This is a genomic window from Ruegeria sp. YTSC230, from assembly GCF_059609665.1.
In genome coordinates this window covers 97,071-123,391 of sequence record NZ_JBXWMC010000006.1, presented here as the reverse complement: position 1 = coordinate 123,391, position 26,321 = coordinate 97,071, and the positions used below count along the sequence as shown (strand labels likewise).

Annotated in this window: 33 protein-coding genes; 12 read left to right on the top strand and 21 right to left on the bottom strand. The window is 53.6% G+C overall.

Annotated elements, in window-relative coordinates; all coding sequences use genetic code 11:
- Positions 1-2 precede the first annotated feature (2 nt).
- Complete coding sequence (locus AC2FD9_RS13355) at positions 3-251, bottom strand: hypothetical protein (RefSeq protein ID WP_496755648.1); 249 nt, start codon at positions 249-251, stop codon at positions 3-5.
- A gap of 171 nt (positions 252-422) precedes the next feature.
- Between AC2FD9_RS13355 and AC2FD9_RS13350 the strand changes: the two genes are divergently transcribed.
- From AC2FD9_RS13350 to AC2FD9_RS13315, 8 genes are all read left to right on the top strand, one after another.
- Positions 423-812 (top strand): MerR family transcriptional regulator, encoded by a 390-nt coding sequence (locus tag AC2FD9_RS13350; RefSeq protein WP_282120584.1) that lies wholly within the window; start codon positions 423-425, stop codon positions 810-812.
- A gap of 538 nt (positions 813-1,350) precedes the next feature.
- On the top strand, positions 1,351-1,782 hold the full coding sequence (locus AC2FD9_RS13345; protein ID WP_496755649.1) for a c-type cytochrome: 432 nt from the start codon (positions 1,351-1,353) through the stop codon (positions 1,780-1,782).
- 11 nt (positions 1,783-1,793) lie between these two features.
- Positions 1,794-2,135 carry a copper resistance CopC family protein gene (locus AC2FD9_RS13340; protein ID WP_496755650.1) on the top strand — a complete coding sequence of 114 codons (342 nt, stop codon included), beginning with the start codon at positions 1,794-1,796 and terminating at the stop codon, positions 2,133-2,135.
- Between the two features lie 2 nt (positions 2,136-2,137).
- Positions 2,138-3,004, top strand: a complete 867-nt coding sequence (locus AC2FD9_RS13335; protein ID WP_282120581.1) for a CopD family protein — start codon at positions 2,138-2,140, stop codon at positions 3,002-3,004.
- A 77-nt stretch (positions 3,005-3,081) separates the two neighbouring features.
- Positions 3,082-3,450, top strand: coding sequence for a c-type cytochrome (locus tag AC2FD9_RS13330; protein ID WP_282120658.1), 369 nt, complete (start codon positions 3,082-3,084; stop codon positions 3,448-3,450).
- Between the two features lie 363 nt (positions 3,451-3,813).
- Positions 3,814-4,131, top strand: coding sequence for a hypothetical protein (locus tag AC2FD9_RS13325; protein ID WP_496837303.1), 318 nt, complete (start codon positions 3,814-3,816; stop codon positions 4,129-4,131).
- Between the two features lie 123 nt (positions 4,132-4,254).
- A complete protein-coding gene (locus AC2FD9_RS13320; protein WP_282120657.1) occupies positions 4,255-4,908 on the top strand; it encodes a HupE/UreJ family protein in 654 nt (217 codons plus the stop codon).
- Between the two features lie 12 nt (positions 4,909-4,920).
- Positions 4,921-5,529, top strand: coding sequence for a transmembrane anchor protein (locus AC2FD9_RS13315; RefSeq protein WP_496704518.1), 609 nt, complete (start codon positions 4,921-4,923; stop codon positions 5,527-5,529).
- A gap of 216 nt (positions 5,530-5,745) precedes the next feature.
- On the opposite strand, the gene AC2FD9_RS13310 is transcribed toward AC2FD9_RS13315, so the two are convergent.
- Both AC2FD9_RS13310 and AC2FD9_RS13305 read right to left on the bottom strand, forming a co-directional pair.
- Positions 5,746-6,102, bottom strand: a complete 357-nt coding sequence (locus tag AC2FD9_RS13310) for a hypothetical protein (protein WP_496837301.1) — start codon at positions 6,100-6,102, stop codon at positions 5,746-5,748.
- A 542-nt stretch (positions 6,103-6,644) separates the two neighbouring features.
- Positions 6,645-7,583 carry a LysR family transcriptional regulator gene (locus AC2FD9_RS13305; protein ID WP_496837300.1) on the bottom strand — a complete coding sequence of 313 codons (939 nt, stop codon included), beginning with the start codon at positions 7,581-7,583 and terminating at the stop codon, positions 6,645-6,647.
- Positions 7,584-7,683: 100 nt separating this feature from the next.
- Between AC2FD9_RS13305 and AC2FD9_RS13300 the strand changes: the two genes are divergently transcribed.
- Complete coding sequence (locus AC2FD9_RS13300; RefSeq protein WP_496698297.1) at positions 7,684-7,908, top strand: DUF1127 domain-containing protein; 225 nt, start codon at positions 7,684-7,686, stop codon at positions 7,906-7,908.
- The gene (locus tag AC2FD9_RS13295) at positions 7,898-8,125 is read left to right on the top strand and encodes a DUF1127 domain-containing protein (RefSeq protein WP_496741671.1); all 228 of its coding nucleotides are present in this window, start codon (positions 7,898-7,900) and stop codon (positions 8,123-8,125) included. Before AC2FD9_RS13300 ends, AC2FD9_RS13295 begins: the two co-directional genes overlap by 11 nt.
- 303 nt (positions 8,126-8,428) lie before the next feature.
- Here AC2FD9_RS13295 and AC2FD9_RS13290 read toward each other — a convergent pair whose 3' ends face one another.
- The 14 genes from AC2FD9_RS13290 to AC2FD9_RS13225 form a co-directional block, all read right to left on the bottom strand.
- A complete protein-coding gene (locus AC2FD9_RS13290) occupies positions 8,429-10,225 on the bottom strand; it encodes an IlvD/Edd family dehydratase (RefSeq protein WP_496837298.1) in 1,797 nt (598 codons plus the stop codon).
- A 162-nt stretch (positions 10,226-10,387) separates the two neighbouring features.
- A complete protein-coding gene (locus AC2FD9_RS13285; RefSeq protein ID WP_282170070.1) occupies positions 10,388-11,155 on the bottom strand; it encodes an HpcH/HpaI aldolase family protein in 768 nt (255 codons plus the stop codon).
- Between the two features lie 49 nt (positions 11,156-11,204).
- A complete protein-coding gene (locus tag AC2FD9_RS13280; protein ID WP_282170071.1) occupies positions 11,205-12,005 on the bottom strand; it encodes an NAD-dependent epimerase/dehydratase family protein in 801 nt (266 codons plus the stop codon).
- Positions 12,006-12,036: 31 nt separating this feature from the next.
- Positions 12,037-12,906 (bottom strand): amidohydrolase family protein, encoded by an 870-nt coding sequence (locus AC2FD9_RS13275; RefSeq protein ID WP_496837296.1) that lies wholly within the window; start codon positions 12,904-12,906, stop codon positions 12,037-12,039.
- A complete protein-coding gene (locus AC2FD9_RS13270) occupies positions 12,903-14,042 on the bottom strand; it encodes a mandelate racemase/muconate lactonizing enzyme family protein (protein WP_496837294.1) in 1,140 nt (379 codons plus the stop codon). Before AC2FD9_RS13270 ends, AC2FD9_RS13275 begins: the two co-directional genes overlap by 4 nt.
- The gene (eda, locus tag AC2FD9_RS13265) at positions 14,039-14,692 is read right to left on the bottom strand and encodes a bifunctional 4-hydroxy-2-oxoglutarate aldolase/2-dehydro-3-deoxy-phosphogluconate aldolase (RefSeq protein ID WP_282120608.1); all 654 of its coding nucleotides are present in this window, start codon (positions 14,690-14,692) and stop codon (positions 14,039-14,041) included. Before eda ends, AC2FD9_RS13270 begins: the two co-directional genes overlap by 4 nt.
- An 87-nt stretch (positions 14,693-14,779) precedes the next feature.
- Positions 14,780-15,523 carry a ribonuclease activity regulator RraA gene (locus AC2FD9_RS13260; protein ID WP_282170075.1) on the bottom strand — a complete coding sequence of 248 codons (744 nt, stop codon included), beginning with the start codon at positions 15,521-15,523 and terminating at the stop codon, positions 14,780-14,782.
- 16 nt (positions 15,524-15,539) lie between these two features.
- Positions 15,540-16,463, bottom strand: coding sequence for a sugar kinase (locus AC2FD9_RS13255; RefSeq protein ID WP_282170076.1), 924 nt, complete (start codon positions 16,461-16,463; stop codon positions 15,540-15,542).
- A 72-nt stretch (positions 16,464-16,535) separates the two neighbouring features.
- Positions 16,536-17,279 (bottom strand): SDR family NAD(P)-dependent oxidoreductase, encoded by a 744-nt coding sequence (locus AC2FD9_RS13250; protein ID WP_058272450.1) that lies wholly within the window; start codon positions 17,277-17,279, stop codon positions 16,536-16,538.
- 54 nt (positions 17,280-17,333) lie between these two features.
- Positions 17,334-18,206 (bottom strand): NAD(P)-dependent oxidoreductase, encoded by an 873-nt coding sequence (locus AC2FD9_RS13245; RefSeq protein ID WP_496837292.1) that lies wholly within the window; start codon positions 18,204-18,206, stop codon positions 17,334-17,336.
- 25 nt (positions 18,207-18,231) lie between these two features.
- Positions 18,232-18,651, bottom strand: a complete 420-nt coding sequence (locus AC2FD9_RS13240) for a GlcG/HbpS family heme-binding protein (protein WP_058272448.1) — start codon at positions 18,649-18,651, stop codon at positions 18,232-18,234.
- Between the two features lie 19 nt (positions 18,652-18,670).
- Complete coding sequence (locus AC2FD9_RS13235) at positions 18,671-19,957, bottom strand: TRAP transporter large permease (protein WP_058272447.1); 1,287 nt, start codon at positions 19,955-19,957, stop codon at positions 18,671-18,673.
- A 2-nt stretch (positions 19,958-19,959) separates the two neighbouring features.
- Positions 19,960-20,454, bottom strand: coding sequence for a TRAP transporter small permease (locus AC2FD9_RS13230; RefSeq protein ID WP_496837290.1), 495 nt, complete (start codon positions 20,452-20,454; stop codon positions 19,960-19,962).
- Between the two features lie 115 nt (positions 20,455-20,569).
- On the bottom strand, positions 20,570-21,544 hold the full coding sequence (locus AC2FD9_RS13225) for a TRAP transporter substrate-binding protein (protein WP_496837289.1): 975 nt from the start codon (positions 21,542-21,544) through the stop codon (positions 20,570-20,572).
- Positions 21,545-21,865: 321 nt separating this feature from the next.
- Between AC2FD9_RS13225 and AC2FD9_RS13220 the strand changes: the two genes are divergently transcribed.
- The gene (locus AC2FD9_RS13220; protein WP_496837288.1) at positions 21,866-22,534 is read left to right on the top strand and encodes a GntR family transcriptional regulator; all 669 of its coding nucleotides are present in this window, start codon (positions 21,866-21,868) and stop codon (positions 22,532-22,534) included.
- 24 nt (positions 22,535-22,558) lie between these two features.
- Here the strand turns inward: AC2FD9_RS13220 and AC2FD9_RS13215 are convergent, their stop codons facing one another.
- Together AC2FD9_RS13215 and AC2FD9_RS13210 are read right to left on the bottom strand one after the other, a co-directional pair.
- Positions 22,559-23,077 carry a redoxin domain-containing protein gene (locus AC2FD9_RS13215; RefSeq protein ID WP_496837286.1) on the bottom strand — a complete coding sequence of 173 codons (519 nt, stop codon included), beginning with the start codon at positions 23,075-23,077 and terminating at the stop codon, positions 22,559-22,561.
- Positions 23,078-23,622: 545 nt separating this feature from the next.
- Positions 23,623-23,832, bottom strand: a complete 210-nt coding sequence (locus AC2FD9_RS13210) for a hypothetical protein (RefSeq protein ID WP_496837284.1) — start codon at positions 23,830-23,832, stop codon at positions 23,623-23,625.
- Between the two features lie 463 nt (positions 23,833-24,295).
- On the opposite strand from AC2FD9_RS13210, the gene AC2FD9_RS13205 reads away from it, so the two are divergent.
- A complete protein-coding gene (locus AC2FD9_RS13205) occupies positions 24,296-24,553 on the top strand; it encodes a hypothetical protein (RefSeq protein WP_496837283.1) in 258 nt (85 codons plus the stop codon).
- 17 nt (positions 24,554-24,570) lie between these two features.
- Here the strand turns inward: AC2FD9_RS13205 and AC2FD9_RS13200 are convergent, their stop codons facing one another.
- Positions 24,571-25,107, bottom strand: coding sequence for a hypothetical protein (locus AC2FD9_RS13200; RefSeq protein ID WP_496698268.1), 537 nt, complete (start codon positions 25,105-25,107; stop codon positions 24,571-24,573).
- Positions 25,108-25,305: 198 nt separating this feature from the next.
- A complete protein-coding gene (locus AC2FD9_RS13195; RefSeq protein ID WP_496837281.1) occupies positions 25,306-26,127 on the bottom strand; it encodes a hypothetical protein in 822 nt (273 codons plus the stop codon).
- Positions 26,128-26,321 lie beyond the last annotated feature (194 nt).

Genomic DNA, 26,321 nt, shown 5'->3' with positions numbered 1-26,321 from the left:
TCTCACATCTGCATAATCAGAAAATCGTTGATCCGAGCCTCATAGAATACGACGACCCAAGCCCAGCCGGTCATCACGGTCGTCCCCAAAAGCCACCATTTCAACTGCTTTTGGGAACCGTGTTGGTAAGATACCAGCCAAGATACCGCGACGAGCGCGGTCGAAATTGCCAACACGTAGTAGCTAGCCGCTGCGAATTTCCCAAAGATTGCCAGCCAACTGCCGCCCAATCCCAGCAGCATCATCGTCATGGGTAATACACAGCAAGTCGCCACGCCAAGTGCTGACAACGATCCTATATAACTAAGTTTGAGCACCCTCTGCATTTTCGTTTTCAACGGTCCTTTTGCGCGGAGTTGTCTAAGCTACCCTGTCTCGTATAACTTCTGTAGCCACTACAGGATCAAGGTGGGAAGTCTCACATGTTTGCGATTGGGGAAGCATCCCGGCAAAGCGGTGTCGGCATTGAAACGATCCGCTACTACGAACGCGAAGGGATCGTTCCTAAACCGGAACGCGCTTCAAATAATCGGCGGATGTACTCCAGGCAGGATATTGGACGGCTTCGGTTCCTAAAGAAATGCCGTGAACTGGGCTTTCCGCTTGCCGATGCGAGGACGCTCCTCGAGCTATCTGAAAGCGATGGCGATGATTGCCAATCTGTCAAGGACTTGGCTGAACAGCACGTCCTGAATGTGCGTGAAAAGATAAAGGAACTTGAGCGTTTGGAAGCGGCGTTGACTGAACTCACAGCCAATTGCGACAGCGGGAATGTTTCCTGCCCTTTGCTTTCTCAATTGCGTACCGGGTAGTGGAACATCGGGTGTTGCGCGACCCTTTGGTACGCTCGTTGTGTTCGCTCAGCATCCGGGGTAGCCTCGCCACGTGACGTACCTTCGGCCAATAACCACGACACTTCTTACGGTTTGCCTGATCCTTGTTATGGGGCTTGGGAACGTCGCGCATGCTCTAGCTAGTGAGTGCGTTGGCGGGCATTGTATTGATCACATGGCCACAAGTGTTGAGGTGCAACACGCTAACCACGAGTTGGTCGCTCCTAGCGAAGACAGACAGCATGAACCGGACAGCGCAGCACATGAAGGATGCAATCCTTTCCTGTGCAATGTTCTCGCGCTCACGGCGCAGGATTTCCAAACCACACCCAACCGATCCGTGATTGTAGCGGTATGGCAGGCCTCAAACCTCTCCACGCTTAATGAACCGGGCAACCCGGACAGACCACCTAACTCTTGAAACAGGTTTCCGACGTTGTTCATGGCAGTGAACACGTTCCGGTGTGCTGCGATTTGTTTGCGGCACCACTCTGTTACATAAGGTTAGGACCAGTATATGAACCGAAAATATCTCCTGATTGGCACATGCGCCGTGGTAGCCATCGCTGCCTATATCACCCTACGTCCCGCCCCTGTTGAGGACGCAGCGCAATCGGCACCTACCGAGGCCAATGCAATGGTGACAATTCAGATGCCGCCTATCGAAGGAAATGCGGCCATCGGGCAGCGCATATTCGAAAACGCGTGTTCCGCATGCCACGGCAGCAACGCGGTAGGCGTTGAAGGCGCAGGGCCACCGCTGATCCATGTTATCTATGAACCCAGCCATCATGCAGACGAGTCCTTTCAACGCGCGGTCGCAATGGGCGTCAGAAGCCACCACTGGCAGTTTGGCAACATGCCTCCGGTTGAAGGCTTAACCCGCGGTGACGTGGCTATGGTCATCGACTATATCCGCGAAATCCAGCGCGCTAATGGAATAAACTGAGGAATACCCCAATGAAAACGCTCAGCATAGTTGCATTGATCTCCACACTTGTCACAAGCGCTTTTGCCCATTCGAGCGTGGACACCACCACACCCGAAAACGGCGCGACAGTTGCCGAAGTGCCCTCTGAGATCAGTTTCAATTTCGCGGATGATATTCGCCTGACAAAAGTCAACATGATCCACCAGGAGGCACATACCGTCACACTCGATCTTGGAGGCCAGACAAGTTTTGGCCGCGCATTCGCGCTCCCGCTTCAAGGCATGGGCGAAGGCACGTATCGCATTGAATGGCGGGGCTTGGGTGCGGATGGGCACGCCATGCAGGGCGAATTCACCTTCACAGTGGACTGAGCATGCCCGATATCTGGGGAATAGGCGCGATTTTGTCCAAGCTGATGCTGTATGTCGGCATTAGTGGTGCGACCGGTCTTTTGATCATTCGGGCTGCTTTTGCCGAATTGGTGTCGCCTCTGGGTGATAGAATGCGTGGTCAGATTGCTCTGTTGGCGGGGCTTGCGCTTGCGGGCTCTTTCCTGGGGTTCATGCTGCGCGGTGCAGCCTTGACGGGCGGAGCTGATGGTATGACCGATCCAGAAATGCTCGGTCTGCTGTGGCAGACCTCGGTTGGCGACGTTCTCTTCTACCGGGTTGTCGGGACGGTATTGATGATCTTCGGGATATTCACACCCCTAGTCGGCCAATGGATCGCGCTTGCCGGTGGAATGATCGCCCTGTGGTCATTCGCCCAGATCGGGCATGTCCCCGAATTAGAGATAACTGGCGTCCGTTTGCTATTGCTTTTGCACCTTCTGGGAGTTGCGTTTTGGGTCGGTATCCTTGGACCGTTGCGTACCCTGTCGCAACGGCAAGAGTATTTGAACAACGCGGCCATGTTGGGGCATCGGTTTGGACAGGTAGCTTCGATCATTGTCCCTGCGTTGATTTTGGCGGGACTGCTGATGGCCTGGATGTTGCTGGGCGATATGCGGGCGTTAATGACAACGAGTTATGGGCAAACCCTGCTGATCAAACTTGCACTTGTGGGCGTGGCCCTGACGTTGGCAGCCGCAAATAAGCTCCGCTTCGTTCCGGCCATGCAGTCCGGGGATAATAATGCCGCCCGCCACTTGGCGCGCTCCATTGAAATCGAAACTGTGATCATTCTGATGGTACTTGCAGCAACCGCAACACTCACCAGCGTTTTGACCCTACCGAACTGAGGTATCCCATGAACGTGCGGGACTTTTTGATAGTCCCATTTTTCAGCTTAGCAACGGGTGCAACTGCTGGTCACGAAATGGACGACCGGGACTTGACCAATGGGCAGACCCTCTACGCCGAACAGTGCGCTTCTTGTCATGGCGTCAATCTCGAAGGGCAGCCGGATTGGCAGACGCCTGACAACAACGGCATTCTGCCTGCGCCGCCCCATGACGAGACTGGGCATACATGGCACCACGACAACCAGCTTCTGTTCGAGTACACCCAGTTGGGTGGCGAGGCGGCGCTGGCGGCGCGTGGCGTCGACGGCTTTGCAAGTGGCATGCCCGGCTTTGGTGATACCCTCACCGATGACGATATTTGGGATATTCTTGCCTATATCCGTTCCACTTGGCCTGAACGTGTTCAGGAAATTCAAGCAGGCCGCAACCCACCGCATGACTAAGAAAGGCAACCTTCGCCACGTGGCGGTAAGGACATTGCGCCCATGTCGGGTTTTCGTGAAAAAGCCTTGCGCGCAAGTCTTTGAGTGAAGGTCGGTGATGCGCGATGCAATCGAAAGCGATACTGACAAGACCACTAACCTGCACATCTGGCAGGTCGGCCCGAGATATTATTCAGTCATCGTCTAGGTCGCTTCAACAGCTCCAAGATCACCAGACGAATGCAAGAGCCTGATAGGTGGATTTGACCACGTGGCAAACACTACGGTAGAAGTGAACAAATTCGTGGCAGCCGCATAGAGGCTGCAATCACCGGGCTGACAGATGTGATGAAACAGGCTTACGTGCACATTCAAAGAGTTGGCTTGGCTGCCCTCTTTCTGGCGTTGGTCGTTTGGTCCGTAACACCATCATTCTCGCATGTACCGGCGATTATTGAGACGATCCAAGACCATCTTGAAATGGTCGAGGATCATGGCCATTCGCACGGGTTCGAAGAAGATCTCTTGTGGGCGATGCACGGCCATAGCCACGACGTGGCGGATCATGACCACAAGCAGCCGTTTCTCGCCAATGTTTCAGGCACCGCACCTGAATGGCACAGGGACGAGGCATGGCGAAGGCTTACCTCAGCCCGCGGCCCTAATCGTCAGTTCCGAATAGATCGACCTCCGCGAACTTGATCGGCACCGCGCGGCTCACGCGCATCACCGATCAATCCAAATATTTAGCGGAGTTACTCCATGAGAACCTTCCATAAAGGCGTCAGACGCAATTCTAAACGTCTCGCGTTCTTCGTCCTGTCCATGTTGCTGCTATCGCCCAGCGCAGCATTGGCGCATGATGTTACGCCCGGCGATGCTGGATACATCCAAGAAATCTGGGGCGTGCACATCATCCCCTTCATGTATCTCGGGGCTAAACATATGGTCACGGGCTACGACCACATCTTGTTCCTCCTTGGTGTCGTCTTCTTCCTCTATCGGTCGAAAGACGTAGCAGTCTACGTGAGCCTCTTTGCTATTGGCCACTCTATAACGATGCTCGCGGGAGTATGGTTCGGCTGGGGTATCAGCTCCTACATTGTGGATGCCATCATCGGGCTGTCCGTTGTCTACAAGGCGCTCGACAACCTAGGGGCCTATCAACGGTGGTTCGGCTTCCAGCCTAACACCAAGGCAGCGACTTTCATCTTCGGCCTGTTTCACGGCACCGGCTTAGCCACGAAAATACTGGACTACCAGATCGCACCAGACGGGCTGCTACCCAACCTCCTGGCATTCAATGTTGGCGTCGAGATCGGCCAACTTCTGGCACTCGCAGCGATCCTCATCGTCATGGGGTACTGGCGAAAGAGCGCCAAATTTTTCGAACAAGCCTACACCGTCAATGTCGTCATGATGACCATCGGTTTTGTGCTGATGGGATACCAACTGACCGGCTATTTCGTGGCCGCATAAGGAAAACCTCAAATGTTTAACGCAAAGAAACCGAGCCTCGAAGAATTACCGAGCTCAGCCCAGCTTCTTCGATCCACGATAATCGCTGCTATCAGCGCCGCGGCGATACTCGTTGTGGTCGTTTTGCCTGCTGAATACGGGATTGACCCAACGGGCGCAGGCCGCGTGCTTGGCCTGACTGAGATGGGCGAAATCAAGCAGGAACTGGCAGATGAAGCCGAGCAGGATCAGCAAGTTCACGGGGCGGATCAGTCATCGAACTTACTCGATGACATCTTCGGTCTGTTCGTTGGCACAGCACACGCTCAGGAGGCGTGGCAGGATACAATCACGTTCACGCTCGAACCGGGTGAGTTCACCGAGATCAAGGCAACCATGGAAGAGGGAGCGACCCTATTCTACGCGTGGGTGGCCGAAGGTGGTCGGGTCAACTTCGACCTCCATGCACACGCGGGCGACCAAAACGTGACCTATGAGAAAGGGCGCGGTCAAACCGAAGGCGAAGGTAGTCTTGAAACTCCTTTCGCCGGAGATCACGGCTGGTTCTGGCGCAACAGGGACGATGAGGCGGTAACGGTGACGCTTCAATTGCGCGGCGACTACAGTGCTATAGTCCGGTAGGATTAGGTCAGAGAACTGGGCGCGCCTAAAACTCTAGGCGCGCCGTTGAAAGCCGACCTTGGCGCAAGCGCAGCGAATTGGTGCTTTGTCCGCATTGCGGTCTTCGTCGATCTGGATTTCGATTGGCGGGTTTCGCGAGCGCCGAATGAATTGCAGCGTCATAACAAACCGCGTACGTCGCAGTATGGGTGTTATGTGAAGCGATCTCTGGTTGTATTATCGCCCATCTGAGTCCTCATCACTCCAGTGCCCCAATTCATAAATGCCCTGTTTTTTCATACGACGTATAAAAGCAAGGTAGTTTACCACCTGATCGACCTCATCCATGTCTCCGGTGGCATAGGCGACTGCAATCATCTTGAACTGAGCTTCAGGATCCTCCGCTACTTTTTCGTCACACCGATCCGCACTATTTTCAGTCCCAAATGAAGCGGTCCGTGCTTTGTACACTTCACCCTTCATCTCATTGAGGTAGGGCTTTTTACTGAGTTCGGGGGTGTTCTCGCCCAACTTAACCACGGCCTCCCAAATTGGATTGAGGCGTTCAAAAAGATCATTTCGACCATCAGTCATGTCTCTTCACCTCGCAGTTTAACAAATGCTTGTAGTTTGCCTTTAGGAAAAACTGACAGCGGCCTCCCGCGTTCGCCACGTGGCAGATCAGCAGGAACAGGCGCCTTCGGCTTCTGATCTGCAAATCAGCCCTGATTTTCCCAATAGGGAAGTCAGGATCATTGAAATCAGTCTAGGTGCTTGGTGAAGGAAGTGAGGCAAAAATGGCAAGGTTCTGTAGCTGGTGGCAGAACTATGTGTCGCTTCACAAAAGCACTGTGGAACGTCACTGATCTTTGACTCTATCGACAGCCAAAACCTCAATAAATCGGTCAATCACGTCATTCAATTCTGACCCAAACATCAAGCATTTCTGTCCCAGCTATAACGGCATCCATCGATGGACGATACCGACAAGAACAATGACAGGCATAATTTACTACCGCTACGCTTACAAACCAGTGCTAGTTATTGGATTGATATTCCCGGCATAATGTTTCCAATTTTTAGGCGCTTGATGCGAAACTATTTTGGAAACTATCGATTGTTTCCAACGGCTATTATTAGGTCATCTGGTCGTCTACGGCGTTGCGAAACCGTCGCGCCAGATAGTCTACGAACGCTCGAGTTTTCGGCGCTAAATTGCGCCTTTCGGCAAACATTACGACAATATCTGTGCTGGGTGGCGCGTATTTCGGCATGACATGGATGAGTTCCCCGGATTCGAACTTCCGGTTTGCAATGTAGCTAGGTAGTCGCGCGATACCGATGCCAGCCAGTGCCGCTCGAAAAACGACATCAGTGCTGTTCCCCTCAAAACTTCCCGTTGCTTCAAATTTTTCGCCCACCTTCGGTTTGATGCTGTTCCAAGCGTTCCGTTGGCTTCTCCCGGCAACCCGCAAGCAATTGTGCTCAGCCAATTCGGCAAAATTCGACGGTGTTCCAGAACGCTCAAGGTATTCAGGTGAGGCACATAGCACCCTTCGACTCTGCATAATTCGCCTGATGACCATATCTGGGTTTTTGCGTTGTTCAGCAAAGCAGATCGCCACGTCAAACCCTTCACTGCGAAGATCAATCTCCCGGTCGGTTAAATCCAACGATACTTGAACTTCAGGATTCTCCTCCATGAATTCAGGCAAGGCGGGGATCAGCTGTGACTTACCAAAGGCAACCGTGGATGCGACTCTGAGCACTCCGCGCGGGACACCATCAAAGCTAAGGATCATCGCCTCGGCTTCTTTGAATTTGTCAGCCATCGCTTTGCATTTTTCGTAGAATGCTTGGCCTTCCAGTGTTGGAGAGATACCCGTTCTGGTGCGATTAAGAAGGCGGTAGTGAACCTGATCTTCAAGTAATCCAATCTGCTTACTTACTGCTGATGGGGTTTGCCCCATTGATCGTGCAGCCGCAGATATGCTTCCTTGCTCGACCACTGTCGCAAAAATTAACATTTGCGCAGAAATATCCATGTCATGACCCTTGCTGTTCCAATCTGGCATGGGGCCTATGCCAGATTGCCAAATTGTGAGCGCTACCAAACAGACGTATCTCTGCATTGCAGCATAAATACTGCACCGCAGCAACGGACGAGGCAATATCATGGCAATTACACGATCAAACAGCGCGCTGGATGTCGTATTCGAAGCTGGCCGCACGTTCTTTCATCAAAAACTGGACGCGATGCGAAAGGCACAGGCCAAACGCAGGGTTTATCGCGCAACGTATTATGAGCTCTCGGTGCTATCTGACCGCGACCTAACAGATCTGGGCATTCCGCGCAGTAGCATCAAAAGACTTGCTATGGAGGCTGCGTATGGCTGTTAACACCCAAACGGCTAGTTCAGATCGTGGCCAGGCCATTACCGTATCAATCGCCTTCCTGGCTTGGATCGGAGCCTCGGCAAATGCTGGCCTAAAGACTTTTCAAATGGCCAGGATGCTCTCCACACTTTCGAGTATGAGCGACTACCAGCTCGCTCAGATCGGAATTTCGCGATCCGATATCCCGGAATATGCCGCAAAATTGATGGCTGACGAATAGAGAAGTAGACCCTCAGGACAGAAGATTGCAAGAAATTTGCTGGTCCTCGCTCCTCCCAGAGTAAGCCAGCAAAAGCGGCGGCGAAAAAGCCAACAGGGAGCGCCAACGCAAAGGGCCAGCATTTTCACCTCCTCCCGAAAATGCTGGCCCAAACCACCCTGCCAAGCAGGAGCCGCGAAAAATGAGAGGTAGGAGTGACATCATAATGGTCGTGATTATCGTCAACACCAAGATGAAGATGTGAAACCGGAATGCGTATGTGTCGCCTCAAACGATCCCGCTGGTGTCCACAAGTTGTTGAATTCAGTGGTTGTCTCGAGGCAGTGACTTACGCGCGATGTCGCGATAGGCGTCAGCATTGCGTAGGTTCATACCCTTGTCAAAAGGTTGCACGAGATCACGGAAATACTGTTGCCAAGGAGATTGGCTTTCGGGCACGGGATATCCGCCGTTTTGGATTAACTGATCCTTACGCCGCTCAAGTTCCACATCGGAAATCAGAATGTTGACTGTGCAGGTGTTAAGATCAACGCGGATCCGATCCCCTGTTTGCAGAACTGCTAGGCCACCATTGTCGGCAGCCTCTGGCGCAGCGTTCAGGATTGATGGCGAGCCAGAAGTGCCAGATTGGCGCCCATCACCTATGCAGGGTAATTCCTGAACGCCTTGCTTCAAGAGATAGGATGGCGCACGCATATTCACGACTTCTGCTCCGCCGGGATACCCTTTGGGACCGGTTCCGCGCATAACGAGAATACAACGGGTGTCGATATCCTGAGATGGGTCATCAATGCGCTTGTGAAAATCTTCAGGTCCATCAAAAACAACTGCGCGACCCTCAAACGCGTTGGGATCATCGGGATTGGTAAGATAGGCTTTTGCAAATTCTGAACCGATGACACTGGTTTTCATCAACGCGCTGTCAAATAGATTGCCCTTTAGGTTGATGAACCCTGCCTTGTCTTTCAGCGGGGCATCAACAGATTTAATGACGTTGGAATTTGTGCTGCGCCGGCGCGTGCAGTTGTTGGCTATGCTGTGCCCGTTGACAGTTTTGGCCTCTGCATGAGGTAGGCGACCAGCTGCAATCAGCTCTGCGATCACGGCAGGAACACCGCCAGCGCGGTGGTAATCTTCGCCGAGATATTCGCCTGCGGGCTGTAGATTGACCAAAAGTGGCACATTGTGCCCCAAAGCCTGCCAGTCATCATTGTCAAGCGGCACACCTAGATGGCGCGCAATAGCATTTAGGTGAATAGGCGCATTGGTGGATCCACCAATGGCGGAGTTAACCACGATAGCATTCTCAAAAGCCGCGCGCGTCATGATGTCAGACGGGCGCAGATCCTCCCACACCATTTCAATGATGCGTTTTCCGGTCTCATAGCTGATCTGACCGCGTTCGCGGTACGGGGCCGGAATGGCCGCCGCGCCTGGTAGCTGCATGCCGAGTGCTTCGGCCAAGCTGTTCATCGTGGTGGCGGTTCCCATGGTGTTGCAGTACCCCACCGAAGGAGCAGAGGCTGCGGCGATTTCCATAAATTCATCAGAGGAGATTTCTCCGGCAGCGAGGCGTTCGCGGGCTTTCCAAATAACAGTGCCGGACCCTGCCCGCTTTCCCTCGTACCAACCATTCAGCATAGGTCCTACAGAAAGAGCAATGGCTGGAATGTTGACTGAAGAAGCTGCCATCAGAAGCGCAGGTGTGGTCTTGTCGCAGCCAATCATCAACACTACGCCATCTATCGGGTAGCCATAAAGCGATTCAACCAAACTGAGATACGCCAGATTGCGGTCGAGCATGGCGGTGGGGCGTTTGCCGGTTTCCTGAATGGGATGGACCGGCACTTCGATGGCTGTGCCTCCTGCTGCGATTATGCCGTCACGTACCCGTTTGGCAAGTTCCAGGTGGTGGCGGTTGCAGGGGCTTAGGTCGCTGCCCGTCTGTGCAATTGCGATTATCGGTTTAACGGATTGCAGTTCTTCGCGCGTGAGCCCGTAGTTTAGATAACGTTCCAAGTAGAGCGCGGTCATTTCCGGATCATCCGGATTTGCGAACCAATGCCGCGATCTGAGGTCTTCGGGCTTCATACGTGGCATACATGCCTCCTAAGTCTTGGTCTTGTGCCGACTAGAACTTTCGACCCGTGATCATACCAAACATCGCGAAAAGCGTATTCTAATAGTTAAACAGCTTGCCAACCCAAGCTTGGCTGCCTTGAAGCATTGAAAACACGCCTCCCAAAATTCACCACTAACAAACTATGGCAGGCCATCGCGCACCTGAGACAAAGCGTCCTTTGAGGCAGCTGCCATCAAGCGGGCGTCCGAAGCGATTGTGACAAACTGGAATCCCATTTCAATGCGTTTCAAGGCGTATTGCGGTGTCCCGTTATGGCAACCTGCGAATTTTCCATATTCTTTTGCCTTAGCGGCTATCATTTCAATGGCCTCGGCAACAGGAGCTTCGACCTCATCGAATGACGGTCGACAACCCAGTGCTAGGGAAAGATCGGAAGGTCCAATGTAGACGGCGTCAAGACCTGGAACCGACAGTATTTCTTCAAGGTTGTCGAGACCTTCCAGCGTCTCGATCATTGCGAAGACGACAATCGTGTCATTGGCATGCTCTGGGTAGTCTGAACCACCGTACAAGAGGCCCCGGATCGGCCCAAAGCTCCTTGTTCCTTTGGGAGGGTAGTGTGTCCAGGCCACAAGGTTCTCAGCATCTTCACGGCTATTGATCATTGGACAAATGACACCGTAAGCTCCGGCATCTAGCACTTTCATCAAAATACCGGGCTCGAGCCACGGCACGCGCGTTACTGGGACGGTATCGGTTGTCGAAATCGCAGTGAACATCTCGACCGCCTTCTGGTAGTCGATTACGCCATGTTGGATATCAACAGTAAGTGTGTCCCATCCTTGATGCGCCATGGTTTCGGCTGAAAAACCGCTTGGGATCGACAGCCATCCGTTGACTACAGGCCGCCCAGCGGCCCAATGCTCTCTAATTTTGTTTGGTCGCATCGGTTTACCTTTTCAGAGTATCCACACATATGGCCTGATCGTATCTGTTCTATTCCTCAAGAATACCCTGACCACAAAAATCCCCGCCCTGAAAAACTACGGATACGTGGTCGATTGCAGGTTGGATGCATTCGGCATCGATACGGGCGCGAAACGCCTCAGAGTTGTCTTTTGGCTTCCATCCCAAAAAGCCTGTCTCACGATTGTCCCACCAGGATGCATCGTTGTTCGAGGCACCGTAGATAATCGGACATCCCAAACGCGGAATAGCGAAAACACTCTCGATAAGAGATTTCAGATCATCGTAACTCAACCACGTTGCAAGCATGCGATGGTTCTTTGGTTCCGGAAACGATGAACCAATGCGGACAATTGCTGTCTCTATATTAAATTTCTCGAAGTAAAGCCGTGCGAGAGCTTCTCCGAAGACTTTTGACACTCCATAAAGACTATCGGGCCTTACCTGTGCATTGGCATCAAGCCGTGTTGTCTGTTCATGAAAGCCAATCGCGTGATTTGAACTGGCAAAAAATATCCTCGGCGTTACCGACGATTTTCGGGCCGCTTCATAGAGATTGAAAACACCGTCGATATTGGATTGTTTTATAGTTTCCCAGGGTGCTTCGATCGATTGCCCGCCCATATGAACAATCCCATCGCACCCTTCAACCATGGCCTCAACCGCATCTTTGTCGCCCAAGTCACAATACACAATTTCTTCATTTTCACCGGCAGGGCCCACATCCTCTCGCGCGCCAAGGCGAATGGTTGTGGCGAGGCCCTGCAAGCGAGACCGACAAACCGACCCAAGGTTGCCATCAGCACCCGTTATCAAAAGTTTGTTTAGCACTTTGTATATCTCACTTTTTAGCAGGCAGCGTTTACTTCGCTACAGATTGGAAGCCGTAGAGTTTTTCGGCGTTTTCTACGAGAGCGAGGTGACGCGCGCGGTCATCTGGAAACCAGTTTAAAACAGTATCGAGCAATGCGGCATCGTTAGGGTAGTCTGTGGTTCTTGTCGCTGTGTTGTGAGGAAAGTTTGTCCCCCATACAATGCGTTCGGGGGCATGGGTTGCCATGACCTTCGAAACCTCGGCTACGTCTGAATAATCGGGTCCACCTTCAAAGGAGGACTCATAGCAACCGGCAAACTTGAACCAGCATCTGCCGCCGTCGACAAGGCGTTTGAGCATTGCTACTTCATCGCCATCTGGCGCGGTGCCCCTCAAAAATTTGCCATGGTGGTCAAGCACCCATTTGGATCGCAGTTTTGAGAGCCTATCAACATGGTCCGAAATGTCGGAGCCATCGAACTGAATAGCAATCATCCAGCCCGCGGCAAGTGCACGGGCGTCAACCTCTTCGAGCTGACTGAGCCCAACCGCGCCCCCTGGCAGATCCACGATACGTGTTCCAACGACCCCTCCATCCTTGAGGATTTCAAGTTCTGCGTCAGAGGTTTCACCGTCAATGGCGGCCACGCCACGTGCCACGTCCCTGGTTTCTTTGAGCGCCGCCAGCAAATTCGCATGGTTGGCGTGATGTGCATTTCCTTGTGTGATGACAAACCTGTCAATGCCAAGCCAGCCCATGACTTGTCTGTACTCTGATAACCCAGGCTGGCCCTCTGGCAGATCAGGACCTCCTGGCAGTGCTGGAAACCCGGAAAGATAGACGTGAAGGTGTGTATCAATGGCGCCTGCAGGCAGCTTGGTCTCAGGGGCACGGCCAGAGAAGCTACGTTCGATCATTCGGGTTCTCCCATGGCGAACTCTGCCAATGCATCACGATTGATCTCAATACCCAGACCCGGTTTGTTTGGAATTGCGATCACGCCGTTTTCATGTTCGATCGGGTGGGTGATTATCGCCTGCCTGAATGGGTTATGCGTCCGATCAAACTCAAAAATCGGTTCGATTGGATCACGCCGTGGTGGGTCTGGTAACAGGGCCGAAACAAACTGGAGGCTCGCAGCGATTTGCACTGCCGTTCCCCAAACATGCGGAACAACACGTACGCCGTGAAGAGCCGCCATATCAACGACCCGGCGCATCTCCGAAAAACCGCCAGTGCCACACAAGTCTGGCTGGGCGATATCGATACATCCTGTTTCCAGGGGCTCGCGGAACGCGAACCTGCCATGCCAAGTCTCGCCACCAGCAACCGGAATAGGTTGACCGGCGCGTACACGACGGTACGCGTCAAGTTGTTCCGGAATGACCGGTTCCTCGAACCAATCGATATCGAACTCTGCCGCTCGGTTGCCCAGAGTGATCGCTTCTTGGATCGAGTACCCGTGATTTGCGTCTATCATCAGACGAGTATGCGTTCCGATCGCTTCACGCACCGCCTTGATGACTGCAACATCTTCTTCCACCCCAAAGCCAATCTTGATTTTAACTGCGTGGAACCCTGCAGCGATATGGGCTGCGCATTCCTCGGCATTGTCCGAAATACGATCGACCCCGTCGCGCCGAAAAGACCCGGTGGCATATGCCTTTACTTTGTCCCGAACACGTCCTCCGAGAAGCACCGAAACCGGAACGCCAAAGTGGTGACCCTTGATATCCCACAAAGCGACATCAATTCCTGAAAGTGCGGTCATTGTGAGACCGCGCTGCCCTTGGTCTCGAAGGAGATTATACAGGCCTTGCCAGAGAACTTCCGTATCCAGCGGATTGCGGCCAATCAAATAGGGCGCATAGGCCTTTACGATCGCAGCGTTTGGCTGAGCTGGCCCCAGGCATTCTCCCCAACCCGTTGTTCCGTCGTCACAGATAATCTCGACCAAAACATGTTGGCGTCGCGTGAAACGAGTTGCTGCGCTCTCGAAGGCGGTCTCAAGCTTGTAGTCAAGAAGATGTGTATGGACCTCGGAAATCTTCATTTACACACCTCCAACTGGGCAGCGTCCCGAGCCAGGGTCTCGATACCCGCCCAATCGGTCGCTGCTATAAGATCTTTGGGCGCCACCCAACTGCCTCCAGCGCAAACCACATTCTGCTGCGCCAGATATGAGCCTGCATTGGCCGCGCTGACCCCACCTGTAGGACAGAAGGAAACCTGCGGCAAAGGCGCGCCAATAGCCTTGAGTGCCGATACTCCGCCCGAGGCCTCGGCTGGAAAGAACTTGAGCATATCATAGCCGCGCGCCAAAAGACGCATCGCCTCAGACGCAGTCGCGGCCCCGGGCAGGAGCGGCAATCCTTCGGTTTCACAAGCCGCCAGCAGTTCATCGGTTGCCCCCGGAGAGACACCGAAGGTAGCGCCCGCCTCTTTGGCAGCCCGAACATCTTCGGGGGTTATCAGTGTGCCAGCCCCCACATGCCCGCCCGGGACGCCGCTCATGACCCGAATAACCTCGAGAGCGGCAGGAGTGCGCAATGTGACCTCCAGCGTGGGTAAACCGCCTGCGATAAGCGCCTCGGCCAATGGTCGGGCTGTTGTGACATCATCAACCACCAAAACCGGCACAATTGGCGCGAGTGCACAGATTTCTCGGGCCCGTAAACTCGCTGCCTTTGGAGAAATAGTCATCTGGATAAGCTATCCTTTTGGTGGGTGAGCCCTGAGGCGAAATGCGTTCGTCCCAGTATTGGACAATAGGTGATCGCGATTCAGACGTCAGTCAGAGAGCCGTGCGCGCCAGACCTTAAATCGTTCAAGAACGTCTGGGTCGGTTGCAGGATAAAGTCCGATTACGGGGGTGTTTTTTCGTACCTCTTCCAGAACAAAGCGTTCGAACAGCTCCATTGGGCCTGCCTCGATCGCAATGTCATCGGCAAGGTGACGTGGGATAATCATGACACCATCGCTGTCACCCAGAACGATGTCACCAGGATAGACCGCCACACCGCCACACCCGATTGGCAATCCGACATCAACCGCATGATGTTTCGTAAGGTTGGTTGGGGCAGACGGTTTGGCAGCAAACACTGGCATCTCTAGTGCGGCGGCACCGTCGGCATCGCGAATGCCACCATCCGTGACGACGCCCGCTGCTCCGCGCATTTCCAGTCGCGTCAAAAGGATCGAACCGGCCGAGGCCGCCGAGGCATCCTGCCGACAATCCATGACCAATACCGCGCCTTCCGGACATGTCTCCACGGCCACGCGCTGCGGGTGATCTGGCTCACGAAACGCCTCGATTGGGTCGGTATCAGGTCGCGTCGGAATGTAGCGCAGCGTAAAGGCCGGGCCGACAAGAGTGGACTTGCCCTTGCCCAATGGGGCAACGCCTTGAACATAGGCGTTTTGGTAACCGCGTTTGTAAAGCAGCGTGGCCACAGTCGCTGTGCTGACCTTCGACAAGCGATCAAGCGTATCCGGACGCAGTTTGATCGTTTCGGCAGGCTGAGGGTTCGGCATGGACTGGATCCTTCTGCTAAGGCCGTGGGCAACTGTCGAGCAGGCTTTGGTTGATGGGAACAAGTGCACCTTTGCCTTGCACGACATGCCCTGCCAGTTTGCAAGCCAGTGCTATGCTGTCAGGTAAGGGTGTATCTGTTGCCAGCCCCGCCAGAATGCCAGCGTTGAAACTGTCGCCGGCAGCCGTCGTATCCACAACCGAGGCCAGAGGCGGAACATGGACAGAGCCCTCTGCGCCGCGGGTACGATAAAAGACCGTTTCTGCGCCATTCTTGACAACGATCGTTTCCGCACCGGCCCTTGCATAGCGCTGCAAAGTGGCCGCGGGGTTCATGTCGCTGAACCAACGTGCCTCGTCCTCGAACGATGGCAAAGCGATATCGCTAACGGCGGCCGCTTGCATGATGTTCTCGGTCATCTCAGACGGGCTGTCCCAAAGATGCGGGCGCAGATTGGGGTCGAAGGCAATCCGTTTTCCGGCACGCCGCGCAGACCGAGCAACGTCGAGCAAGGCGGCGCGCCCCTCAGGGTCCAAGATTGCCAGAGTGATACCCGAGAAATAGATGAGATCTGATTGCGTCATGGCATGGGCGAGTGCTTGCTTGTCTTGCGCCAACAGACGTGCGGCTGACTGACCACGCCAATAGGTGAAACTGCGCTCCCCGTTGTCCAGCGTGATAAGATACAACCCCACAGAACGGTTTGGCACGATCCGCACCTGCTGGGTATCCACCCCACTTTCGCGCATGGCACCCAGCATCCGGGACGAGATGGCGTCGTCTCCGACGGCGGTAAAATAGGACAAGGGCGTTTCGGGAGTGAGTTGGGCCAGATACCAAGCTGTATTGAACGTGTCTCCGGCGAACCCCATCTGATACGTGCTTGGCGCGTCAGTAGGGGCCATTTCGGCCATACATTCACCAATCGAGAGAATACGCATAGTCCGGTGTCCAGTACTTAGAAGGTTGACGAACAGTAGCGTTTGACACTTACGCCAACTGTGCTGCTGCGATCACGAGAACAGCATCCCACCATTGATATCAACATTGGTCCCGGTCAGATAAGCCGAGTCCTCGCTTGCCAGAAACGTCACGAGGTTCGCAACATCCTGAGACTGGCCTTGCCGCTTGAGCGGCGCAGCAGCTTCTAGCCCGCGACGGCCTGCATCGGGAGTATGGATGTTATGGAAATCCGTGTCGATCATGCCTGGGCAGATTGCATTGACACGGATATCGGGGCCCAGTTCCCTTGCAAGACTACGGGTGAACGTCATGACCCCGCCTTTTGACGTTGCATAAGCCGACGCACCCGGGCCACCACCGTCGCGACCCGCCTGACTGGCGATGTTTACAATGGCCCCGGATTTCATATGCAGCAGTGCCGCTTTGACCATAAGAAACGTGCTGGTCAGGTTGAGATCCATGACAGCCTGCCAATGCTCAAGCGACATCTCGGTGATTTTCTTGCGCGCGATCAAACCTCCGGCATTGTTCACCAGAATGTCCAGGCTGCCATAGGTATCGACCGTCTTGGCGATCAACGCATCGACCTCTTCGGGTTTGTTCAGGTCGCCTTGCATTGCAAACGCCTGTCCACCGATCTTTTTGATCTCGGCTACGGTTTCCTCGGCGCCAGCACTACTGGCGAAGTAGTTCACCGCGACATTCACCCCTTCGGAGGCGAGTTTGACAGCGCAGGCGCGCCCGATATCGCGGCCACCACCCGTGACAATTGCGGTCTTTCCCTGAAGTCTCATGGTTGCTCTTTCCCGTTCAATTGGTGCTGCTATGCGTGACTGATGGATCTGACGCTAAAGCTTGGCAAAATAGTCGAAGATTTCCGGCACGTTGCCGTCGCCCATGCCTGCGTCCGCGGCTGCCTGAAGGTTGTTCGCGGTTCCTTCAGCGATCTCGGCACGAGTGCCCACGTCCTCGGCCAGCTTCAGGAAGTAACCAAGATCCTTGTTGGCGTTGTTAATCGAAAACCCCAAATCGCTGACACCATCAACCGCGTAGTTCTTACAAAACTGCATAAAGGGGGAATTGGACGGTCCAGCTGACATGATGTCAAAAAGCTGCTGTTTGTTTACCCCTGAGCGTTCAGCCACAGCAAAGGCTTGGCTCATGGTGCAAGCTGTCGTCATGCCCATATAATTGTTGATGAGCTTGGTCACATGGCCCGCACCCAGTTCGCCGAGGTGAAAGACATTTTCCCCCAGTACATCCAGGACAGGTTTCACCTTCTCAAAGGCGGCTATATCGCCCGCTGCCATGATGTTCAGCAAACCAGCCTTGGCGTGCGCCGGTGTGCGTCCCAGCGGCGCATCAATCATACCAGCACCTTTTGCGGCCAAGTCTGTGCCGATTTTGCGTGTGGACGCTGGGATCGAGGTGCCAAAGTCAATGACCACAGCACTATCTTTGATGCCTGCCAGGATGCCGTCATCGCCGTAGATCAGGCTTTCGACGACATCCGATGTTGTTACACAAAGCATCACGATATCGCTGTTTTCAGCAAGCTCTCGTGGCGTTGTAACCTCTACAGCACCGCGGTTGACTGTTGCTGCGACAGCTTCCTTGTTCCGACCCATAACAACCAGGTCAAAACCGTTGTTTTGCAGGCACTCTGCCATGTTGCCGCCCATAAGACCGAGGCCGATGAAACCGATGACGGGTTTTGTCATATCTGACTCCTTAAACTCTTTCTAATTAGGCTTCGCAGAGCGCCGTGACCCCTGCCTGTGCAACTTTGAGATCCTGAGCTGGTGAGCCCGAGCTGACACCAATCCCGCCAACCACCTGTCCGTCGACCGTCACGGGAAGGCCACCTGCAACGGTCACCATTCGTCCGCCGAGCGTTGAGGATATTCCGTGTGCGGCCATCCCAGGCTGATTTGCTTCACCAAGAGCATCGGTTCCTTTTTGGATACCGGTTGCAGTGAAACTCTTGTCGATGGCCAAAATGATGCTGGTAATCTTGCCACCATCCATCCGTTCAAACGCGATGAGGTTGCCGCTTTCATCTGTGACGGCAATACACATCGGCACGCCGATTTCCTGCGCTTTGGCTCGCGCTCCTGCGATCAACTTGCCCGCGTCATCGATGTCCAGGCGTCTTATTGTCAGCATCGCCACATTCTCCTTTGATTTACGGGCCAATGATCAGGTTCGGCAGCGTCAGCGATATTGCCGGTACAAAAGTGATCAGCATGAGCGCGGCAAAGATGGCGAGGTAGAAAGGCCAAATCGTTTTGACCGCTTTCTCCATCGGTAGTTTTCCAACCGCACACCCCACAAAGAGACATGTCCCGACAGGTGGCGTGCAAAGACCAAGACCGAGGTTCACCAAAAGGATCATGCCGAACTGCAGCGGGTCGATACCCAGCATGTTCATCACCGGCAGGAAAATCGGTGTGCAGATCAGGATCAACGCGGCCATGTCCATGATCATCCCCAAAAGCAACAGGACAGCATTGATCATTAACAAGATCAGGATCGGGTTTTCTGTGATACCCAACAGGAATTCGACCGTTTTCGTCGGCACCCGGTTGAACGTCAGCATATAGGCAAAAGCACCGGCACAGGCGATCAGAATCATCACCATAGAAGTTGTGCGTACCGAAGAGATAACGGCAGTTTTAAAGTTTTCCCAGGACAGGCTACGATAGACAACAAGCGTCACGACAAAGGCATACATTGCCCCGAACGCGCCGGATTCAGTCACCGTAAAGACGCCTGACAAGACCCCTCCGACAATAATCACGGCAGTCAATAAACCCGGAATCGAACCCACAAAAGCAATGGCAAGTGCGGTCCAACCTGGAAACTGCTCGGCCTGATAGCCGCGCTTGACCGCTACGACGTACGCTGCAATTGCAAGGCAGCAACACATAAGGACGCCAGGCACAACGCCAGCCAGAAACAGTTTTGAGATTGAAACAGCACCGCCTGTTGCAAGGGCAAAGATGATCATGTTGTGGCTGGGCGGAATGATGATCCCGGCAATTGATGACGTCACTGTAACGTTCACCGCATAGTCGGCATCATAACCTTTGTCTTTCATCACCGGGATCAGGATCGACCCAAGCGCCGAGATATCGGCAATTGCCGATCCGGAAATGCCACCAAACAACATGGACGAGAAGACATTGACGATGCCAAGCCCACCGCGCACAGCGCCTACGGCGGCCTGCGCGAACCGAACCAACCGGATCGCGATGCCACCGTGAAACATCAGCTCGCCCGCAAAGATGAAGAACGGGATTGCCATTAGGGAAAAGACGTTGATCCCCGACACGATACGCTGGAATCCAACAAACAGCGGCAATCCTTCAAACCAAAAGGAAGCCAATGCAGCGATACCTAGGGCGTATGCCACTGGCGCGCCGATGATGACACAAAGGGCGAAAACCCCCAACAGAATCATGAGTCCCATGACTATCCCTGATCTATGTTGTCTTGGCGTTCGTCTCGGCCCAGAAACAGGCGGATCAGATGGCCAGTGGAAAAAAGGAACACTAACGCGCCGCTGATTGTCAGTGGCAAGGAGCGCAAGCCCTCTGACCATTGGATGAGCGGGATCAGGGTGTTCCATTTGAATATGGTCAGCTCGATCCCGTACCAAAACATCATGCCACCGAAACCTGCCATCAGGACATCAGAGACCACGACGAAAACCGTTCGCACAGAGGGTGGAACTATATTGCGGAACACGACAACAGAGAGGTGCGTGTGATTGTGCACACCCGCAGCCGCACCAAGAAACGCGATAACCATGACCAACAGCAGTGAAACCTGCTCGACCCACGTGGGCGTGTTGTTCAGAACGTAGCGGCCGAAAACCAGCCAGGCAAAGATCGCTGTCATAACAACAATGGCGACGCCAGACAGCAACATGCAAGCTCGTGCAAGCAGATCAAGAATCCTGTCCATTTTGCGTATGGCGGCAGGTGGGGTATCGGGCTCTTGCATTGGATTTCCTCTGAGACAAAACGCCCGGCATCCAATTGGCGGAGCCGGGCGCTCAAAGTTGAACTGTTAAGACAACTTATTCAGTGGCTTGCGCCATTTCCACCAACGCCTTCATGTCAGGATTTGCAGCCAAATAGTCTGCATAAACCGAATCCATTGCGGACTGGAATGGGCCTTTGTCGGCGATTTCGTTGACCGTGATACCAGCCGCTTCAACATCTTTACGCGCTTGCTCAGAGCCAACTGCCCAAAGCTCACGCTGGACCAGTGCGGCTTCTTCTGCTGCACCGCGGACAGCGGCCTGCAGCTCAGGAGACAGCGCATTGAATTTGGCCGTGTTCACGCAGATGCACTCGGGGATAATCAGGTGCTCGGACAACGAATAATTTGTGGTCACTTCATAGTGACCGACATTTTTGAACGACGGGAAGTTGTTTTCCGCACCATCAACAACGCCGGTTTTCAGCGCTTGCTGAACTTCGGAGAAAGCCATTGGAGACGGGTTTCCGCCCATAGCTGAAATCATCGATGTATAAAGATCGTTGTTCATCACACGGATTTTCAGACCTTCGACATCTGCGGGCGTGTTGATCGGCTTTTGGCTGTAGAAGGAACGCGCGCCGGCATCAAACCATGCCAGTGGCAAAACGCCTGCTTCACCCATCGCAGCCGAAACAACCTCACCGGCGTCGCCGTCCAGCACGCGGAACATGTGCGGCACATCTTTAAAGATGAAAGGAAGCGATACAAGGTTAGCTTCTTTCACCATTGGGCCAATGGGACCGAGGTTGAAGTTACCGACCTCGATTGCGCCGATACGAACCTGTTCAAGGGCGTCCGGTTGGGAACCAAGAACACCACCGTGGAACACATCGACGGTAACTTCGCCGTCTGTAGCTGCGTCAACCAGTTCGGCAAACTTGTCCATCGCAGCTGTGTTTGGGTGGCCGTCGTTGTGGATGTTCCAGGCGCGCCAGTTGTCGGCTGAAGCAGACGTTGCGATGAATGCCACAGCGGTCGCAGTCGCAAAGAACGATTTCGTGAAAGTCATGGGTTCTCCTCCCCGATTAATTTTGGACAGGATTTGGCTTTCATGGAATTTCAGAGACCGAAAGCCACGTAGCTTTCGATTTCCCCCAAGAACCAGAATCGCTGCTACCTCAAAGGGACACTAGTATCCAAGTTATGTCAACTGTAGGCTTTTAGTATGTCAGATTGCTTGACAGTCGAAAGCGCAAGGCATTTGATAGGTGACAGGCCTACATTGGTTCACTCAAGCAAGATCAAATAGAATATTCTATATATTTCAATGATCTAAAAGTGAATCTGTAATTTGAAACGTGACTAAGATAGAGGGCGCAAGCAACATACCGTGGAAGAAATTATCAGACGAACCACAACCGATGCGGTCTATGAAGCGCTACACGACGAGATCGTTTCGCTTGAAATTCTTCCCGGTACAAAGCTATCCGAAACAGAGGTAGCCAGCCGATTCGGCGTATCACGGCAACCTGTTCGCAACGCATTCACAAGGCTTGGCAACGAAGATCTGCTCGTAATACGACCACAAAAGGCGACCGTAGTTCGAGGATTTTCTATGGAGCGTGTGGCTCTCGCTCGATTGGTTCGAATGGCGGTGGAGCTGGAGATCATCCATCGAGCAATGGAAGTCTGGGACGCAACACGTGAAGCAAAGCTTGCAGAAAACCTCGCCTTACAAGAGCAGGCGATCAATGACGGTGATCTATCTGCGTTTCACGCGCTGGACTATGATTTTCACAAACTGATCTACGTGCTCAGCGGCAATCCTATGGCATTTGACGTGATGCTGGAATCAAAGCAAAAGGTTGACCGGCTTTGTATGCTCAGCCTTGAAAAGGGCAGTGCCGCAGACGCCATCCTCGCCGATCACCGAGAGATTGCACAGGCCATGGCGGCAGGAGACCATGACCAAGCGCAAGCCGCTGTCAGAAAACACCTGTCCCGCCTCGACGAAACCATCGACTTCATCCACAAGACGCACCCAGGCTACTTTGAGTAACCGAGGCCATGCGATCTGGTGGTCTCAGGCCGTTCCTCGTTCCGGACGATCATTATCAATATTGAATTTCATGCCGTCCAAAAGCTCTTCCAAATCGGGACGTGCCGCAGGGCCGTTAGAGATATCGGCCAGCATCAGTGTTCCATTCGGACGGATAGCAAACGCGCCAGGTTCGGCGAACAGACCCGTCGTTTCTGCATCAGACAGAGGCGATGACACGTAAAGACCAAGCGCGCGCATTTGCGCTTCAGTCATTCCATAGCAAAGATCAAAATCCCAGCCGAATTCTGCTTTGTCTGCCGCAGCTTTTTCTTTGGTGTCGGCAGAGACAACAATAACGTCCATAACGTCAGCCCATGCCGACAGCGCCGAATTCAACTTGTTCAAAAAACGCTTGCAGCGCGGACAATGCTTGCCTCGATAGACAAACAGCATGGTCCAGCGGTCTTTTTGTTGACCGATCGAAACCTTGTCCTCAGACCCTAGCATTGAAAAGTACATTTGCTCGATTTGCGCGCCGACATTTGGTTTGGCTGAGGTCATAAGTTGTTCCTTTGCTCCGTAAATCATGGCTTGGCGCAGATACCGTTAGTTTATTTCATGTCACGTCAAGGCAACGATTGAAACCCAGATCGCGGTATCATTCGGTGCTTGAAAGGCACGCTCGGTCTAAGATCGCCGTTGGTTGACGAGGAATCAATGATACCTACCCGCCGTCACTCTACGGCCCTCATTGCAGCCGGGCTTCTAATGCCGCAACAGGTGTGAGCGCAACCAGCTACCTGTATTAGATTCAACGCGACCTGATCACCTGTAGCCCTCAAGAAACCTTTACAATCGAGACAAGAACGATCAAACGACCAGCCTGGTGAAATCCACCACGTCACCGATACCACTTAACTGTAAGCGCGAAGAAATGCTGCGTAAGCACTACCTGCAACCGCAAAAGTCCGCTTAGTCGGCATTGCAGCTGCCGCAGAGCCGCGTTTCGAATGGCAAGTTTTTCGCAGCCGTTGGGTGATTGGCGGCAAAATTACAAACCACAAACGTCGCAGTTGGGGTATTATGTGAAGCGATCTCTGGTTGTATCATCGCCCACCTGGGCCCTCATCAATCCAGTGTCCCAATTCATAAATACCCTGTTTTTTCATACGACGTATAAAAGCAAGGTAGTTTATCACCCGGTCGACCTCATCCATGTCTCCAGTGGCATAGGCGACTGCAATCATCTTGAACTGAGCTTCAGGATCCTCCGCTACTTTTTCGTCACACCAATCCGGACTATTTTCAGTCCCCAATTAAGCGGTCCGTGCTTTGTCTACTTCGCCCCTCATCTCATTGATGATAGACCCTCATACTGAGTTCGGGGGTGTTCTCGCCAAACTTAACCACGGCCTCCCAAATTGGTTTGAGCCGTTCAAAAAGATCATTTCGACCATCAGTCATGTCTCTTCACCTCGCAGTTTAACAAATGCTTGTAGTTTGCCTTTAGGAAAAACTGGCAACGGCCTACGCACATGAAATACTTGTAACGTTCCGTTGCCTGTAAACTGCCCTGACTAAAGGGCCTCTCCGGTTGCCAGAGCCGATGCACAAATTCTTTTGCAAAGCCGTCCTATTCCCTCCGATTGATTTTGAAGACCCAGTCCGATATCCAGTCCGGCTGCGTGTTCAGTGTCAAAGCAGAGCCCAGCCCAAGACCAGCAAACCAAACGATGGAGGGTGCCATGTAGTTCTGAAACTGCATGAAAGGCCAAAGACATGGCCCACTACAAACGCAAACGTCCCCGCACCGTGCCTGGGAACGGGTACTCGCTCTTGGGTCTGAGCCGTCGTCTCGGAAAAGACCTGGATGATGTCCGGTGGCTCGGCAATTGGCCGCGCGGCCACGACATCATCTTTCACACACGTCCAACAAGACTCAAATCCAAGGCCCTTGCGCTTGGCATCCTGAAAGGCGCTGATCCTAATGACATTGCTTGGCCGGATAGCCGCAAACCCAATCACTACTACTGGTGAGCATGCACGGCGGAGCATCAGCTTGGCTCCGCCACTTGCTTTTCTTGGTTCAAACAGTCGTTGGTATTTTCGGGTTGGTCTGACGTGTAACCCCTCATCGTCAATTCCCGAACAATATCTCGTATCTCTTTCGGATACGCGCGAACAAACCCGGCCTCACAGCGGATAGTCTCGATTTCTCTTCGGTCCAACGCCCGAGCCAGATGGATCGCGGCAAGTTCAAACTGCTCAGCCATTTGACCCAGTGTTACATAACGCGCCTCAAACGCTTGCAGGCTTTGGGCCATGATATAGCACCGGTTGTGCTGCGTGTCCGGGTTTCGCACCGTGACCTGACTAAGAAAGCCACCATCCCGCAACCGTCGGATCGATATCACATTCATTTTCAAGCGTGCCGCCGCATCCAAGAGCGGCAGGTCACCAGAAAATGCACGCTCCTGCCTCTCTAAGCCTTCAGCTTGATCGATCAGCATCCCAGCCAAACCTTCGACTTCTGGATCACGCGACACGCCGGTCAATCGACCTGCCGCCCAATCGGCGACAACGCGTGCCAAAGGAACCCGGCTCTTTCGGCTGAATTCCTTGAGTGGCAACCTACGACGTGTCGATGATGCTAACTGCAGATTCTCAAGACGGGTCATCTAGGTTTGCACAGAAGACGATGTCACGTAGCGCAGAGACGTTCCGAAACGATGAGCTTTCAAAACGTCCTGCCGGATCAGCGCTTTCACCTGGACCGGATGGATATTCAGCTAGGTCGCGGTGGATTTGATATTCTGCAGTCCAGACCAGAAATCGAGCACGGCGGCCAGATCCTCATGGCTGACATCTTTCATATCTGACAACTCGCTCGCGTTTTGACCGCGAAAGTGGGCGAGAATGCCTCGCACCCGAACCTCGCCGACCCCATGTAGCTCCCGCGCGCGTTCTAGCGTGATGAGTTTGGGTGCTGAGATTTCCGTACCCAGAACTTTCGCACCGGTCTGCAGCGGATAATTCTCCCGCACAAAATCCTGCACCCAAGCCCTGAGGACTACTGTCGCCGGGTCCTCTTCAGTGTCTTTCAGCCAGGTATAGAATTCGCCCATATCTGTCGTGAAATAAGATCGCTTGGAGGAAGACCGACGCCTGGCACGGTCCAACTCAGATATCAGGGCTTCCGGCCCACTCTTCAAAACCTCGAACCCGGCCGACATGGCAGCACGCTCCTGTTCGAAGTCCAAGTCCAAACGACCGACGCCTCGAACCAGGGCGATCGACATTCCCAGTGTCAAACACGCCTGATGAAGATGCGTCAGGTCCAGTGGGTCCAACCAATCATCCGCGACCTCAAACTCGATACGGCGGCTTAAGTAAGCTTCAAACAAAGAACGTCGAAGCGTCTTTGCGTCTTGTGCGGCCTCAAAGATCAGACCCTTGTGGCGGGCCACCTGCTCAATCACGTCGTAGGTGAGATGCGCATGCGCCGCGTTGGGAAGCAGGAGCAACGGTACGCCATGTTTGGCACAGGTCCCAATCGGCAGCACCAACCACTCAAGAAGTTGAAACGCGTTCTCGGAGCCAGAAGCCTCCATGGTCTCCAAAATACATCGTGGACAAATGCGGATGGCCTCCTATTGCTTTTTGCAGTTTGACAGAATGGTACAATCGCAAATGGCGGCGGGCGCTCTTTCCCCTTACTTTCCCTTCGTGGGCCAGCGGCATTTGGACAAGCCAAACGCCCCTGGCCGTCAGGGTGAGGGCGCTGCCCTCCCCCTCGGGCAACCCT